This window comes from Candidatus Enterococcus myersii (assembly GCF_017316025.1).
Classification (GTDB): domain Bacteria; phylum Bacillota; class Bacilli; order Lactobacillales; family Enterococcaceae; genus Enterococcus_C; species Enterococcus_C montenegrensis.
This window is the reverse complement of sequence record NZ_JAFLVT010000008.1, coordinates 426,468-442,371: the sequence shown is the minus strand read 5'-3', so window position 1 is coordinate 442,371 and position 15,904 is coordinate 426,468. Positions and strand designations below refer to the sequence as shown.

The 15,904-nt window shown below is 38.5% G+C and carries 16 protein-coding genes and 1 riboswitch; of the genes, 7 read left to right on the top strand and 9 right to left on the bottom strand.

Annotated features, from left to right (window positions below):
- Positions 1–5: 5 nt before the first annotated feature.
- Together JZO76_RS07690 and JZO76_RS07685 are read right to left on the bottom strand one after the other, a co-directional pair.
- Complete coding sequence (locus JZO76_RS07690; RefSeq protein WP_206903523.1) at positions 6–707, bottom strand: NAD-dependent protein deacylase; 702 nt, start codon at positions 705–707, stop codon at positions 6–8.
- A gap of 230 nt (positions 708–937) precedes the next feature.
- Complete coding sequence (locus JZO76_RS07685) at positions 938–1,849, bottom strand: EamA family transporter (protein WP_206903522.1); 912 nt, start codon at positions 1,847–1,849, stop codon at positions 938–940.
- Positions 1,850–2,068: 219 nt separating this feature from the next.
- Between JZO76_RS07685 and JZO76_RS07680 the strand changes: the two genes are divergently transcribed.
- The 4 genes from JZO76_RS07680 (at position 2,069) to JZO76_RS07665 (ending at position 7,079) form a co-directional block, all read left to right on the top strand.
- Complete coding sequence (locus tag JZO76_RS07680; protein WP_206903655.1) at positions 2,069–2,365, top strand: hypothetical protein; 297 nt, start codon at positions 2,069–2,071, stop codon at positions 2,363–2,365.
- A gap of 360 nt (positions 2,366–2,725) precedes the next feature.
- Positions 2,726–2,899: riboswitch (Lysine riboswitch) on the top strand.
- A 170-nt stretch (positions 2,900–3,069) separates the two neighbouring features.
- Complete coding sequence (locus JZO76_RS07675; protein ID WP_206903521.1) at positions 3,070–4,674, top strand: ABC transporter permease subunit; 1,605 nt, start codon at positions 3,070–3,072, stop codon at positions 4,672–4,674.
- A gap of 23 nt (positions 4,675–4,697) precedes the next feature.
- On the top strand, positions 4,698–5,444 hold the full coding sequence (locus JZO76_RS07670) for an amino acid ABC transporter ATP-binding protein (RefSeq protein ID WP_206903520.1): 747 nt from the start codon (positions 4,698–4,700) through the stop codon (positions 5,442–5,444).
- 291 nt (positions 5,445–5,735) lie between these two features.
- Complete coding sequence (locus JZO76_RS07665) at positions 5,736–7,079, top strand: amino acid permease (RefSeq protein WP_206903519.1); 1,344 nt, start codon at positions 5,736–5,738, stop codon at positions 7,077–7,079.
- A gap of 127 nt (positions 7,080–7,206) precedes the next feature.
- On the opposite strand, the gene JZO76_RS07660 is transcribed toward JZO76_RS07665, so the two are convergent.
- On the bottom strand, positions 7,207–7,791 hold the full coding sequence (locus JZO76_RS07660; protein ID WP_206903518.1) for a TMEM175 family protein: 585 nt from the start codon (positions 7,789–7,791) through the stop codon (positions 7,207–7,209).
- Between the two features lie 251 nt (positions 7,792–8,042).
- Between JZO76_RS07660 and brnQ the strand changes: the two genes are divergently transcribed.
- From brnQ to ypfJ, 3 genes are all read left to right on the top strand, one after another.
- Positions 8,043–9,401: a branched-chain amino acid transport system II carrier protein gene (gene brnQ, locus JZO76_RS07655; RefSeq protein ID WP_206903517.1), complete on the top strand. Its 1,359-nt coding sequence runs from the start codon at positions 8,043–8,045 to the stop codon at positions 9,399–9,401.
- Between the two features lie 148 nt (positions 9,402–9,549).
- Positions 9,550–11,046 carry a helix-turn-helix domain-containing protein gene (locus JZO76_RS07650; protein ID WP_206903516.1) on the top strand — a complete coding sequence of 499 codons (1,497 nt, stop codon included), beginning with the start codon at positions 9,550–9,552 and terminating at the stop codon, positions 11,044–11,046.
- Between the two features lie 24 nt (positions 11,047–11,070).
- Positions 11,071–11,955: a KPN_02809 family neutral zinc metallopeptidase gene (gene ypfJ, locus JZO76_RS07645; protein ID WP_206903515.1), complete on the top strand. Its 885-nt coding sequence runs from the start codon at positions 11,071–11,073 to the stop codon at positions 11,953–11,955.
- A gap of 265 nt (positions 11,956–12,220) precedes the next feature.
- On the opposite strand, the gene JZO76_RS07640 is transcribed toward ypfJ, so the two are convergent.
- The 6 genes from JZO76_RS07640 to msrB all read right to left on the bottom strand — a co-directional run bounded on the left by JZO76_RS07640 (position 12,221) and on the right by msrB (position 15,815).
- Positions 12,221–12,592, bottom strand: coding sequence for a hypothetical protein (locus JZO76_RS07640; protein WP_206903514.1), 372 nt, complete (start codon positions 12,590–12,592; stop codon positions 12,221–12,223).
- Positions 12,593–12,664: 72 nt separating this feature from the next.
- Positions 12,665–13,120 (bottom strand): low molecular weight protein-tyrosine-phosphatase, encoded by a 456-nt coding sequence (locus JZO76_RS07635; RefSeq protein ID WP_206903513.1) that lies wholly within the window; start codon positions 13,118–13,120, stop codon positions 12,665–12,667.
- An 11-nt stretch (positions 13,121–13,131) separates the two neighbouring features.
- Positions 13,132–13,698: a TetR/AcrR family transcriptional regulator gene (locus JZO76_RS07630; protein WP_206903512.1), complete on the bottom strand. Its 567-nt coding sequence runs from the start codon at positions 13,696–13,698 to the stop codon at positions 13,132–13,134.
- A 14-nt stretch (positions 13,699–13,712) separates the two neighbouring features.
- A complete protein-coding gene (gene ruvB, locus JZO76_RS07625) occupies positions 13,713–14,711 on the bottom strand; it encodes a Holliday junction branch migration DNA helicase RuvB (RefSeq protein ID WP_206903511.1) in 999 nt (332 codons plus the stop codon).
- Between the two features lie 15 nt (positions 14,712–14,726).
- A complete protein-coding gene (gene ruvA, locus JZO76_RS07620; RefSeq protein WP_206903510.1) occupies positions 14,727–15,320 on the bottom strand; it encodes a Holliday junction branch migration protein RuvA in 594 nt (197 codons plus the stop codon).
- 66 nt (positions 15,321–15,386) lie between these two features.
- On the bottom strand, positions 15,387–15,815 hold the full coding sequence (gene msrB / locus JZO76_RS07615) for a peptide-methionine (R)-S-oxide reductase MsrB (RefSeq protein ID WP_206903509.1): 429 nt from the start codon (positions 15,813–15,815) through the stop codon (positions 15,387–15,389).
- Positions 15,816–15,904: the final 89 nt, after the last annotated feature.

Here is a 15,904-nt window from a genome sequence, read left to right as displayed (position 1 = left end):
CCCTCCTAAATATTGATTTCCTTAAATAAATCTTCTGCCGCACATTGTACCATGGTAAACGGTTCCTGAATAGCAAGGGGTGTTTGATTAATTGCCATAATTTTGGCGTGTTTGTCCCGGTAATAGAGCAGTTGGTTAAATGGCGCTACTTGAAAACTAGTACCGACAATTACTACTAAATCTGCAGATTTAACCGCAGCTGTTGCGTGATTAACTACATCGGTTGTAAACCCTTCACCATATAAGACGATATTGGGTCGTAAACGTCCGCCACAATTTTCATGGATATCACAAGTTAAATATTTTTCCCAAGGAATGCTTTGATTACATTTACAACAATAAACATCATATAAATTACCATGGAAATTGACAACATGCGGCGTTTTGGCTTTGTCGTGAAGCCCATCAATATTTTGGGAGATGACCCAAACGGGCTTTTTTCTTGCTAAGGCTGCAATCTTTTTATGAATAATATTTGGCTGTGCCTCCGGATGATAAAGTTGTTTGATAAATTGATAAAATTTTTGTGGCTCATAAACAAGACAATCGTGACTTAATAAATATTCTGGCTGATCAATCCCCTGATAGACTCCTTGTAGCGAGCGATAATCTGGAATACCCGATGGGGTCGAAACTCCGGCACCGGTTAAAAAGGTAATTTTTGGGGCTGCATCAATTATTTTTATAGCATCTTTTATTGCTGTCATTTATAACACCTCAACTTCTATTATACGTCAGAAACACCTACTTCGCTGATTTCCTTATAAATCTGACAATTATTTAAACAAAAAAGCAGCCGCATTACTCAACTTCAAAAAACAAACGTTAACTGTTAAAGCCAACTTTTTGAAGTTACAAATCACAACCGCCTTTTTTTATTATTGAAATAATCAGATCTGACAGATTAGCCTTTTATCTACTGAATTACTTTTACCCATTACGCATCATAAAAGCCTAAAATCATAATTCCAATCATAATCGCACCAATGACAAAATAATGTTTGGCTTTCAATTTTTCTTTTAAAAAGATACGCCCTAAAATAACCGATACAATCGCATAAGCTGAAATTAAGGGCGCTACAATAATTGCTTCTTTGGTAGAAACAGCTCCAACGTAGAAAAATTGCCCCAATGTTTCAAAAATTGCCGCAAGACCTTTGTCTTTTTCATTAAAAACAAAGACGGGCTCTTTTTTCACCCATTCTAAGTATGCCCATAAAATTAAAGCCACAATCAAAAAGGTTAATTCATAACTCATATTAGCCTGATCTTCAGGCATTAGTTTGCGATACTCTAAATAATAGCTATCTAAAAATGTCCCCATTCCATCAATAATCATATACAAAATGGGAAATAAAATTGCGATGGCACCAAAGCGATATTTTTTATCAATTTTGACACCTTCTGCCTTAAGAGTAGCATCATCTTGCTCTTTTTCAAAAATCGATAGCAGTAAAATACCAATTAAAATCATCAAAATGGCGACCAACTGTAACCAACTGACGCTGTTGCCCATAACTAAAAAGCCTAATACTGCAGTTACAGCCCCCGAAGAATTGCTGATTGGCGAGGAAATGGAAACTTCGATATAACGTAAGCCAAAATAACCAATCGCCATTGACAAGATATACATCGCCGATACTGGCAAATACAGCACTAAATTATGCCAATCATAACTGATACCTTCGTAAATGACATAATAAAACAAAACGTGTAGTCCCATAACTAAGCCCACCATAATTGTGGTTTTCATCGCACTGTGGCTATCGTTGGGGTCATTGCCTTTCTTATAAAAAAGATCTGCTGTCCCCCAAGCTAAAATTGTTACTAGCGCTGCTACAAACCACATACTATCCACTCCCAATCTAATAAACTTGTCTTTTTAAAAGTAGCCTAAACTCTATTAATCGTCAATTAATGTCTTTACCAACACTTTATTTTCTCTACTAAAATCGGCAGGATAAATGAAAATGAATTCAATTCATGACAGCGTCTTGTAAACGTGATACAATACATTGGGAAAAACGTAACAAGTAAGTTACGTTTATGTAAAAGCGAGGTGAAACCATTGGTACCATTCATTATTTATTGGGGCGTAATCCTAGTTTGTGTTGCATGGGCTGCGTTAAGCATTTTCTTTTCTATTTTTTATTTGGCCCGCAAAGAAAACGGCAATTTATGGGCATTTGCTTTCTTTAACGTTCTTGCTGCCATCGTACAAGCAATCGTCTTGGCAATTTATCGCACCTGGGGTTGGGGAATTACACAATACTCAAGCTTGATTTATATTATCATCGGCGTATTACTTGTCTTAACCGTTGTCCAAGCTATTTTGGGTCGCGAACCAAAAGAAAGTATCGCTTAATTTAATAAAGAAAAATACTGCTTTTAAAATACAAGAAAACAATGGGTTCTCCTTTTTTCAGGTATTTTCTTAACGCAGTATTTTTTTGTATTCTCCGTATATTTTATACATATATTTTCATGAATCTTTGCTGAAACAAAACTAAAAAAAACATTGGTAAAAACTAACATCTCCTTATATAAACTTAAGTAAATCCTAGATAAATTACTAATACAACAGTATTTCAAGTGAAAATTAAAGAACCTTCATTTAGCTGAAAATACTGCATAATATTTCATTTTAATGTAAAAAAGTTTGACAGCTTTACTAAATTGACGTAAAATTCTCTTGTACTATCAACTGAATACGAGATACCTCCGTCACCGAGGTAGAGGTCGCATCATTCATTAATCCTGTCGAGTAAGCAAATATTAAGAAGCAGGCCTAGGGTATGATGCCGAAATGAGTCGCGTGTTTGCTCACCGATTTGTTGGGACGCGCGGGAAATACCCGGCGGACTGTCTTAGCTTTTGGCTAAGTTGCGCTATGTTTTGTGAGAGGTTTGTCGACGAATTATGCTCTTTGTCAACAGCCGATTTCTTTTCATACGAACAGATTTCGGCTGTTTTTGTTTTCGCTGGCTACAACTTCCCCCATCTCTCTTAAGTCTTAAGTGGCCCCACTTCATTCGTTGGTATTGTCAAATACTTTTTAAGGAGCAGAACATGAACAAAAAAATCTCAGTTACCGCACTACTTACCATTATTTTAAGTTTTTTCACCGTCGCCTTTGCTGCGACACCGGCCTTAGCTGACAGCAAAACACCAGCTGACACTTTACGGGTAGGCATGGAAGCTGGCTATGCGCCATTTAACTGGACGCAAACCAATGATGCCCACGGCGCTGTCCCAATTCAAGGAGAAAGCTCAGCTTGGGCAGGTGGCTACGATGTTCAGATTGCCAAAAAAGTTGCCGAGGGGTTAGGCAAAAAATTAGTCATCGTTAAAACCGATTGGGATGGCCTACCTGTCGCATTGCAATCTGGAAAAATTGATGCTGTTATTGCCGGCATGTCACCTACTGCCGAACGTAAAAAAGAAATCGACTTTACCAATCCTTATTATGAATCACATCTCGTTATTGTCACACGAAAAGATAGTAAATACGCAAAAGCGAAAGACTTAGCTGATTTTAAAGGCGCTAAAATCACTGCACAATTAAATACCTTTCACTATACCGTAATTGACCAAATTCCCGATGTAAAAAAAGAACAAGCGCAAAAGAATTTTTCTGCAATGCGGGCGGCATTATCTTCTGGTGTGATTGACGGTTATGTTTCAGAACGACCAGAAGGCGTAACTGCAACATCCGTTGATAAAAGTTATGCTATGGTAGAATTTGCCAAAGATAAAGGCTTTAAAACCAATCCAGAAGATGTCCAAGTCGCTGTCGGAATGCGTAAAGGTGATCCTGATGTCGCAAAGGTTAATGAAATTTTAGCGGGTATTTCTGAAGATGAACGCACAAAATTGATGGATGCTGCCATTAAAGAGCAACCTGCTGCGACAGAAGAAAATGAAGCAGAGTCTGGCTTTTTACACGATATTAAAACCATTTGGGGCCAATACGGCGGACTATTTTTACGTGGGGCGGGCTTAACTTTATTGATTGCCATTGTCAGCACGATCTTAGGAACGAGTCTTGGTTTATTAATCGGCGTTGTTCGCTCATTACCAGAAGCAGAAAATAAAGCTGTTTTCATCTTCCAAAGATTTTTTAATTGGCTACTTTCTGTTTACATTGAAGTTTTCCGGGGTACACCAATGATGGTTCAAGCGATGGTCATCTATTATGGACTCGCACAAGTTTTCCAAATCGATTTGAATCGAACTTTAGCTGCTTTTATCATTGTCTCGGTTAATACCGGAGCTTATATGTCTGAGATCGTTCGTGGTGGTATTTTTGCCGTTGACCCTGGTCAATTTGAAGCCGCTCAAGCTATTGGGATGACTCACGGACAAACCATGACAAAAGTTGTCTTGCCTCAAGTAATCCGCAATATTTTGCCAGCGACAGGTAATGAATTTGTCATTAATATTAAAGATACAGCTGTACTAAGCGTTATCTCTGTTGCGGACTTGTTCTTCCAAGGAACATCTGCTGCCGGAACCAACTACAAGTTCTTCCCAGTCTTTACAATTGTCGGCATTATGTATTTGATTATGACCTACAGCATCTCCCGCATTTTGCGTTTTGTGGAAAAACGGATGGATGGTCCCCAATCTTATATCAAAGCAGACGAAGCTGATTTAGAAGCAGAAGAACAATAGGCACAGGCTTAGGAGGAAAGAACATGGCAGAACAAATTATTAACATTCAGCATTTGAAAAAAAGCTTTGGTGAAAATGAAGTTTTAAAAGATATCGATTTTTCTGTAACTAAAGGTGAAGTTGTTTCAATTATCGGTTCCTCTGGTTCTGGTAAATCAACTTTATTACGCTGCATTAACTTACTAGAAAAACCTACTAGTGGTGAAATTTATTATAAAGGAGAAAATGTTTTATCCCCAGGTTATAGCCTGACAAAGTATCGGACGCATTTAGGCATGGTTTTCCAATCCTTTAATCTGTTCAACAATATGAACGTTTTGGAAAATTGTGTCACTGGTCAAACCACAGTTTTAAAACGAAACCGCGCTGAAGCAAAAAAGATTGCTTTAGAAAACTTAGAAAAAGTTGGTATGGATCGCTACGTTGATGCCAAGCCTGCTCAATTATCCGGTGGTCAAAAACAACGGGTAGCCATTGCGCGTGCGTTATCAATGGATCCAGATGTGATGCTTTTTGACGAACCAACTTCTGCGCTAGATCCTGAAATGGTAGGAGAAGTTTTAAAAACCATGAAAGCTTTAGCCCATACTGGTCTAACCATGGTAGTCGTAACCCACGAAATGGATTTTGCCCGTGATGTCTCTGATCGCGTAATCTTCATGGATAAAGGTGTTATCGCTGAACAAGGTTCACCAGAAGATATCTTTGCAAATCCAAAAGAAGAACGCACCAAAAAATTTCTACATCGCGTTTTAGACAAAGACGCATAATCGTTACACCGGATAGATTTTAGAAGATAATAAATCTTCTAAAACCTACCCGGTGTTTTTTTTCGACAGATTTTTTCTAAATAAATCACTTATGGTAAGATTATGGGGCTAAATTTACGAACTAACGCGTTGTGAAACTAAGCAAATTAAGCTTACGAAGGCTTTTTATCTACCGGTTTAAAAATCAATCATTGAAATTTTCAGAAAATTATCCTAAAATGGAGCCAATGCTTTTCAAACTTTTAAAAATTTGTGTGAGTGTAGTGCTCACCTACAAAGGATGAATGATTTATGGAACCACAAGAATTAAATCGTAGTTTAAAAAATCGCCATGTCCAATTAATTTCAATCGGAGGCGCGATTGGAACAGGACTTTTCTTAGGTGCCGGCAAATCGATCCAATTAGCTGGACCTTCCATTTTATTTGCCTATTTAATTACCGGCTGCGTTTGCTTTTTGATTATGCGCTCTTTAGGCGAGTTACTTTTATCAAATACGGACAAACACTCTTTTTTAGATTTTGTTGCGGAATATTTAGGCAAAAAATGGGCATTTTTAACCGGCTGGACCTATTGGTTTTGTTGGATTTCAATTGCCATGGCCGACTTAACTGCCACTGGACTTTACGTGAGGTATTGGTTTCCGCAAGTCCCCCAATGGCTGCCTGAAATTATTGCCTTAGTTTTACTAGTTGCCTTAAACATGATTGCTGTGTCTTTATTTGGCGAATTGGAGTTTTGGTTTGCTTTAATCAAGGTGGTGGCCATTATTGCTTTAATAATCGTAGGCGCCTATATGATTGTCACCCATTACAAAACCGCTGCAGGGACAGTTAATATCAGCAATGTCTGGAATCACGGTGGCTGGTTTCCAAAAGGTGCCTCTGGCTTTATTCTCTCTTTTCAAATGGTAACTTTCGCTTTTGCCGGAATTGAGTTGGTTGGACTTGTTGCTGGCGAAACCAAAAATCCGAAAAAAGTTTTACCAGAAGCAATTAACAACATCCCTATTCGAATTATTCTATTTTATTTAGGAGCATTGTTTGTCATTATGGCAATTTACCCTTGGAATAGTTTAAATTCCAGTGAAAGTCCATTTGTTGAAGTCTTCTCTGACATTGGTATTACTGCTGCTGCTACTGTCATTAATGTAGTCGTTTTATCAGCCGCCGCATCTGCTTGTAACAGCGCGATTTACAGTACCGGCCGTATGTTACGCTCTTTAGCTCAAGAAGGCAGTGCGCCAAAGCCCTTTGAAAAATTAACCAAACATCAAGTTCCAGGTAATGCCATCTTCTTTTCGGCATTAGTCATTTTTATTGCCGTCATTTTAAATTACTTTATGCCCAGTGAGGTATTCACCATCGTAACAAGTGTTGCGACGACTTGTTTTTTGTTTATTTGGGGTATCTTGGTTTACACCCATATGAAATATCGCAAAAGTATGCTGGGAAAGAAAAGTCACGACTTCAAAATGCCCCTTTACCCTTATAGCAATGTCTTAATTTTTGCCTTTTTATTATTTGTTGCCGTCGTTTTACTTTTATCAAAAGAGACGCGTATTGCAGCCTTGGTAACGCCAGTTTGGTTTGTTATCTTGTGGCTCATTTATCATTTTAAATTCGAGCGAAAATAAAATGAGGGCCTTTTGTTACAATTATTTGTTACCTGCAAAAAGCGTTGGTAATGAAGGATTCCCCTTCACTACCAACGCTTTTTATCTATATCAGAAAGGATAAATTCCCCTGCGAAAATAAAAAAATTTATAGATGCAATCCTGCTTGAATTTTGGCGGCTGTTTCGTAAGAAGGAATCCAAATGGCAGAAACAATAAAACGACCAAACAACCCAATCGTAGGATGCCAAAAAACGGCTGCCACTAATAATAGATTAATCACCATTGAAAAACTGCTACGACGATCATTGCGCAACAACTGTGTTCCCCGGGTGTTGTCATCATTCGCTTTTAAAATTTGCTTTGTTAAAATACCAAATGAAAAGCTCCACATGGTGTACACCACCACATAAGCTAACGCTGGCCAGAACATCCCCGGATTACTTCCCACCCACTGCGTGACAGCTGGACACAAAGTTAACCAAAAAAGCCAAAAAATATTGGCCCAAATGACCCGGTCATCGACTTTTTCTGTCATTTTCATCACCCGATGATGTGTCACCCAAATAACCGCGACAAAAATAAAACTGATAGTATACGCAGTTAACACATCCCGCATGGCTAAAAGTGATGCTAAAGTTGGCGCTTGGGGAAAACGAATTTCCAATACTAAAATGGTAATGACGATTGCTACAACACCGTCAGTAAAAGCCGTTAAACGTCCTTTTGTCACAATATTCACCTCGTCTTATTTTAGCATACCTAAAGATTATGGGCACAAGTAATCCTTTTATCCCCTGCTTTACTGCGTTTTTATTCAAACTTTCAGAAAACTCTTGAAAATCAAGACCTTTTCTGTTATTTTTGTAACACTTATAAAACGGTACATTTGTCATTTAAAGAATCTTTTCACAAGAGCAAATGACTTATTTATCGAAGCCTTTTGCAATTATTTTAAGAAAACACAATTTTAGAGGTGGGAAAATGGAAAAGAAACTGCAATTTAAAGATTATTTGTTTGTCGGTTCAATGTTATTTGGTTTATTTTTTGGAGCGGGAAATTTAATTTTCCCAGTGCACATGGGACAGCTAGCCGGTGCTAACGTCTTTCGCGCGAATTTAGGTTTTTTGGTTACTGGTATTGGCTTACCTTTTTTAGGTGTTTTAGCTATCGGTTTATCCCGCAGTAGCGGACTTTATGATTTAGCTTGTCGTGTCAATAAGACCTATGCCAAAATTTTTACTATTTTATTATACTTAGTTATCGGACCATTTTTTGCTTTACCTCGGTTAGCAACAACCTCTTTTGAAATTGGCTTAGCGCCTTTTTTGGCTAAGGAGCAAACTACACTAGCATTAGCAGGCTTTAGTATTTTATTTTTTGTAGCTGCCTGGGCATTATCCCGCAAGCCAACAAAATTATTAAATTATGTCGGTAAATTTTTAAATCCGTTGTTTTTATTACTATTAGGAATTTTAATTTTATTAGCCTTTTTAAATCCTATCGGTGGTATTCAGGCTACGCCTATTCAAGCAGACTACACCAATCACGCCTTTTTAACAGGCTTTACTGAAGGCTACAACACCTTAGATGCTTTAGCTTCCCTTGCTTTTGGGATTATTATTGTGACGACCTTAAAAGATATGGGCGTTAAAAAACCCAGCACGATTGCCATCGATACGGTTAAATCGGGTTTTGTCAGCATTCTTTTAATGGGTATTATTTACACTTTACTGGCTTTAATGGGGACCATGAGTTTAGGTAAATTTGCCATCTCTGAAAATGGGGGCATTGCCTTAGCAGAGATTGCCCGCCACTATCTTGGTACCGGTGGAAGTATTTTACTAGCCTTTATCGTTATCATCGCTTGTTTAAAAACTGCAATCGGGTTAATTACGGCTTTTTCGGAAACATTCGTCGCATTATTCCCCCAACAAAAATATACAACTTTTGTTACTGGTGCTAGTTTTTTAGCCTGCTTATTTGCCAATGTTGGACTAACGAAGATCATTGAGTTTTCAACACCGGTGTTGATGTTCACGTATCCGTTAGCCATCACTTTAATTTTATTAGCTTTACTTGGACCTTTGTTTAAACAAAGAGCTAGCGTGTATCGACTTACCACGTATTTCACTTTGTTTGCTGCAATCATTGACGGTTTGAACGCTGCCCCTGCCTTCTTGAAAAATTTAGCTCCGGTTCAAAGTCTCTTACACTTTGCGACAGATTACCTTCCCTTTTTCAAACTGGGAATGGGCTGGATTTTGCCTGCTGTTATCGGCTTTGGTGTAGGTTTAATTTGGACCGTCATCAAAAAAGCACCAGTTGAAAATTCGCAGTAAATTTTCTTAAAAACAAAATATAAAATAAACAAACAACAGCGCCTGGCTTCTTTTTAAAAGCCGGCGCTTTTGCGTGTGCTTATAACTGACAGTCTGACAAAAAAACGATACAATGAGGGAAAAGGAGTCAAAATACGGAGGGATATTTATGGTATATGAAGAGCTGATGATGGACTCATCAACCTTGTTAAAATTTAAACTGTTCCGCAAAATGATGTTTATTGGGCGACAGAATTACCCAATTGCAGAGCTGGCCCAAGAAATGGATTTAAACTACCAGCAAACTGTCATCGACTTAACGGAAATTGATAAAGATATTAGTAAGATTCATCCTGAACACGAAAGCTTTTTAATCGGGGCTGGCAAAATTGATTGTCTCAATTTAACGGCCACCATCGACGAGTACCGTTACTATCTATTACAAGGTTCAGTGCCATTTCAATTTATTTTATATTTTATGAATGAAGAAAATCCAACGATTGAAGATTTCTGTGACCGTTACTTCTCAAGTCGCTCGACAGTATCGCGTAAGATTGAGAAGTTAAAGAACTTCTTGAAATCTTTTAATTTGCGCTTTACATACACTGAAGCTGGTATGGTGGGGGATGAACGCCTTGTACGCTTGGCCCTATTCAATTTAATCTGGTTGGGTTCTAGAGGGATTACTTGGCCTTTTAGTGTGTCCGAAGAAAAAGTTGAAAAAATTGTCGATGCCTTTGGCGAATACTTCCCACTTTCCCGTACTTATTTAGGTCGTTGGGAATTAAAATACTTTGCCGCGATTTTCTTATTGCGAATTGAAAAAGGTAATTTTGTAAAATATGACAAAGCTTACGACTGCTTGATGAAAGATAACGATTATTATGATTTTTCTCGTTTGAATCCTTTAGTAGACAATAAATTGACGTCACGGCAAAATAAAGCAGAGTCTAGCTTTATTTTCTTCTTGGCACACTTTATTCCTTTTTACACGTTAGAAGATGATCCAACCTTAACGCAAACCATTAAAGACTTCAGCGAAAAACCAAATCCTGTTTATAACTTGGTGGAAAAATTCTTAGATTTTGCCAAAGCTGACTTATTTTCAGACAACCCTGCGCTTTTGGATCAACCAATGGTACTGGGAAATCTCTTAAATATTACCTTTGGTTATTATGTCATTAAATATCGGTTTCCAACTATTCAACGACTATTGGGACCAAAACAAGTTTTTGAATCGCCAATTCGAGAAATGGAAGCCAAAATTCACACTTTCTTTACCGAGATGAGTGAACAAGAACCTTATAATAGCTTTGTTAATAATGCGACGATCAGCAGTTTGGTCAATGGCTTTACGCAAGTTTTAATGCCTCTTTACGATACAACTACAAAAGCGCATAAAGTAGAAGTTGGTGTGGCTTTAGAACACAATTATCTACTTGTTAAAAGCGTTTATCAGTTTATGTCTGACTTGCAATTTGTTAACGCTGAAACATACAACAGCCAAAAACGTGACCAATATGATTTAATTATCAGCTCTTCTTTATTAGTAAAAAATCAGTACCCTGAATTAAACGTCTTTTTATGGGAACACGGTTTAGATGATGAACAATACATTATCTTATACAAACGTCTACGCAAGATTTTTAACGAAAAAAATAAATAGACGCGTAATTAAGGGGGAGATTTAATGCGTTTTAAAGGCGGACGACAAAGTAAAAACGTCGAAGACCGTAGAAGCAGTTCCGGCGGTTTATCCGGTGGTGTAATCGGCGGGGGCGGGATTGGCCTACTTTTAATCGTTTTATTCTCTTTATTCTTTTCTGGTGGCAATATCGATTTGGGGTCACTTTTAGGAACTGATAATAGCCCGATTACTGCCCAACAGCCCACTGGTACAGATGATCAAAAAGAATTTGCCAGCGTTGTTTTTGGCCACTTGGAAGATTATTGGAACACAGAATTCAAAAAAACAGAATACGCGCAACACCAACCAGATTATCAAGATCCGACATTGGTTTTATACAGCGGCAGTGTGCGCTCGGCTTGCGGCCAAGCTTCTTCTGCGGTTGGACCATTTTATTGTCCTGGAGATCAAAAAGTCTATCTAGATTTGAGTTTTCAAACAGAATTGTCCCAGCGCTTTGGCGCAACGGGTGATTTTGCCATGGCTTATGTTATTGCCCATGAAGTCGGACACCACGTTCAATACGAACTTGGCACCTCTGAAGAAATGGACCGCCTTCGCAGTCAGCTCTCAGAAAAACAATATAATCGTTACAGCGTCGCTTTAGAATTGCAGGCTGATTATTTTGCCGGTTGCTTTGCTCGCTATCTCGAAAATAAAACGTACCAAGGACAGCCTATCTTAGAAGCTGGTGATATTGATGAAGCCATTCATGCTGCCAATCAAATTGGCGACGATACCTTACAGCAAGAAGCTCAAGGTTATGTTGTTCCAGATAGCTTCACCCATGGCACTTCTGAGCAGCGCGTCGATTGGTTTAAACGCGGCTATCAATACGGTGATCTAAAACACGGTGATACCTTTCGTGCCTATAATTTGAAACTTTAGTTTTTAGTTACCAGTATTTTTTCCTTAATACTTTTTTAAAGATATTTACCAACTTCTGTATCTTTGATTCACAAAAAATTCATAAATACTTTGTAGTATATAAGTGTACCAACAAACAACCCTAACTAACACTTTTTCATTTTTAACTCCTTGCCCGTCGCCTCCCTAGCGACGGGCCCTTTTTTAGTTTCGCATTTTTTAAATAAAAAAACCACGCAAACAAACGTTGCGCAGCTGACTAGACTATTCTAATTTTACTTGGCCCTTATGCGCGAGTAATACTCGTGCGTTGCCCTTCTTTATCTAAAATACTGACTTTACGAATCGACTCTAAAGGAATCATCCGCATTTGCTGTTCATTATTTTGCGGTTTAATGACTAAATGATTGGGATTTAACTGCTTATTTAAAATCCAACCATACACGGTCTCGTATTTAACACTATTTTTGGCTATATCCAACTGTAAAACTACTAAACTTTCCTTTTCAGCTGCTAAAACTAAAGTTTCTGCCATCTCCACTGAAATTTTTGCCTGCAGTTCTTCTTCCATACTGTCACTTAAAAATCCCTTTAATAAGGCATTCGAGGTGTTGGCCACGAAATTGCCGAATTTTTTGACATTCATTTTTTCTTTCATTTCTGCCACCCCTTTGTGATAAGTAAGCATATTTTATCAAATTTCCGCAAAAAGACAAGCTTTTTTGACTGCCTAAGCCTTAGTCAAAATTTCAAACCATGGTTTTAACCCCATTTTTACTAGTTTTTTTGTTTCATTAAAATCACCTGTATAATAAGGATCTGGAATAAAAATATCTTCTTTACCAGCTACAACAGACATAAAAGACGCCACTTGTGCTGTTTTATCCGGTGGTGCCACAGCTAAAATGTCTGCCATATTCTCTTTATCCATGCCCACAAGATAATCAAAATGGTAAAAGTCATCAGCTTTTAATTGTCGAGAAAACATTTGTGCGACATCAACGCCTGCGGCTTTCAAAATTTTTTGGGTGCCAGGATGAGGTGGATTTCCGATTTCCCAGCGACTAGTCGCAGCAGAATCGACTTCTATTTTGCAGCCTCTTTCATTAGCATATTGTCGCAATAATCCTTCTGCCATTGGCGAGCGACAAATATTACCTAAACAAACAAATAAAATACTAGCCATGTCTTTACCTCCTACTGATCATCTTGTTGATATAACCGATACGAATAAAGCTCTACGTCTTTTGCCAGCCGAAACATTTGGGTCGCAATTTCTAAGGGGGACTCTGGATAATCTGCTTCAATCCAAGCTAACAAGACACCACTACAGCCATAGGCAAAAAAGTGACCATAAAAGTCTTTATCAGATTCTGACAAATAGTTTTCTGTATCAAATTCTTCAAACAATTTACGAAAAAGACGTCCGACAATTTGTGAAAATTCGCGAATTAGGATTTCTTTTCGATCGGCTACGGTTTTTCGATAGAAATCTCCCCGTGAATGAATCGCCCGCAACATTTGTAAAACCTGTTCTTCCCAATTGTCCAAAGACAACTCGTCACTTGTTAAAAAGTTTAATGCCTCACTATAATAAATAAATCGTAGTAATTCATCTTTGTCGGCAAAATGATAATAAAAAGTCTGGCGGTTAATACCAGCTTGACTGGCGATTGTTTGCACGCTGATTTTATTATAATCTGTTGTTTTCACCAGTTCGATTAACGCTGTCGCAATTTTTACTTTTGTCTGATTAACAGCCATACCAACACACTCCATTATTCATAAGGGTAACCAAAATGTTCGTAAGCCAGGCTGGTAGCGATTCGTCCCCGCGGCGTTCGTTTTAAGAATCCCTTTTGAATTAAAAAAGGTTCATACATATCTTCTACTGTCTCAGTTTCTTCGCCGATATTTACCGCTAATGTACTTAAGCCAACCGGGCCACCACCATAAAGCTCAATCATAGTTTTGATTAGTTTTTGATCGACATAATCCAGTCCTGCTTCATCTACTTGTAATAATCGTAGCGCTCTGGCGGCAATTTTATCATCGATAATCCCATCTGCTTCCACTTGGGCAAAATCGCGCACACGCTTTAACAAACGATTTGCAATTCGCGGCGTGCCACGAGAACGCCGGGCAATTTCATGGGCACCAGTTGCCACAATGTCGGTAGCAAAAATATCAGCTGAACGCAAGACGATTTCTTTTAAATCGGTCTCTTCGTAATACTCCAAGTGACTAATAATTCCAAAACGATCCCGTAATGGTGCCGAAAGCATTCCTGCTCGCGTCGTTGCCCCCACTAAGGTAAAAGGAGGCAAGGGAAAATGGACAGGATGAGCTGTTGGTCCTTGTCCTACCATAATATCCACATAAAAATCTTCCATCGCCGAGTAGAGCATTTCTTCTGCTACTCGCGGTAAGCGATGAATTTCATCGATAAATAAAACATCGCCAGGTTCTAATTCGTTTAAAATTGCGACAAGATCACCTGGTTTTTCAATCGCAGGGCCGCTAGTGGTCCGAATATTAACCGCCATTTCATTGGCGATCACCATCGCCATAGTGGTCTTACCTAATCCTGGTGGTCCATACAACAAGACGTGATCTAAAGACTCTTCTCTATTTTTGGCCGCCGCAATATAAATAGATAATTCATGTTTTACTTTATCTTGCCCAATATATTGCGACAAAAATTGTGGCCGCAATGATTTTTCTAATAATTGTTCTGCAGATTCTTTTTCTGGTGAGACAATTCTCTCTTCTGTCACAGTTTTCCCCCCTCTCTATTTTTTCATTACAAGCTTTAAGGCAGCCCGTAAATATTCGTCTGTCGTTTGCATTTCTTCATTCGCCAAAGCTTTTTCAACTTTTTTGACCTCTTTGGCACTATAGCCTAATGCTCCTAAAGCCTCCATTGCCTCTGTTAACGCCATCTTACCATTTGCATGAGGTAAGAGTTCCAAATTCATTTGTGGGTCGTATAAGTCCCCTAATTTGCCTTTTAAATCCAAGATCATTTGTTGGGCCGTTTTTTTACCCACACCAGGAAATTTGGTTAAATACGTTACATCCCCTGATTCAATCGCATTGATCATACCGGTATGCTCTTCACCGGCCATAATCGCCAAAGCCGACTTTGGACCAATGCCTGAAACGCTGATTAAGCGTAAAAAAAGTTGCTTTTCCGCTAGCGTTTTAAAACCATATAAGCTATGGGCATCTTCTCTGATAACTTGCTGGACGTACACTTTTGTTTCTTTATTTTCGTGAAAGCGATAAGGGTTTCCTACTGCAATTTGATAGCCAATCCCTTGATTTTCTAACACGATATAAGCCGGAGTTATCCCCGTAATTTTGCCGATTAAATACTCGTACATTATTTTGTCCTTCCTGTACATACGTTCCCCTTATTGTAGCATAGTTTGGAACTAGACAAAAGCTGACTATTTTACCAACGGCAAATATTCTTTGTAGCCAGCAGCTTCCATTTCGGCTTTGGGGATAAATTTTAATGCCGCAGAATTAATGCAATAGCGCAGGCCTCCTAACGCTTGTGGCCCATCACTAAAAACATGCCCCAAATGTGAGTTGGCTTCTTTGCTTCTTACTTCTACTCGGTGCATCCCGTGAGAAAAATCTGCTTTTTCTTTGACACCTAGTTTTTCAATTGGTTTTGAAAAAGCAGGCCAGCCACAGCCAGCATCGTATTTATCCGTCGAAGCAAAGAGGGCCTCGCCACTAACAACATCCACATAAATTCCTTGTTCATAAAAATCGTCGTATTTCCCAGTAAAGGGCCGTTCCGTTGCATTTTCTTGTGTTACCGCATATTCTTCTGGTGTTAATTGCTTTTTCAATTCTTCTTTATCCATGAATATCACCTCTTAAGAAAATAGTACGCCCCTGTGTCTGAAAGCAGAAATTTTATGCCTACAAAATACGCAGTAAATATTGGCACGAA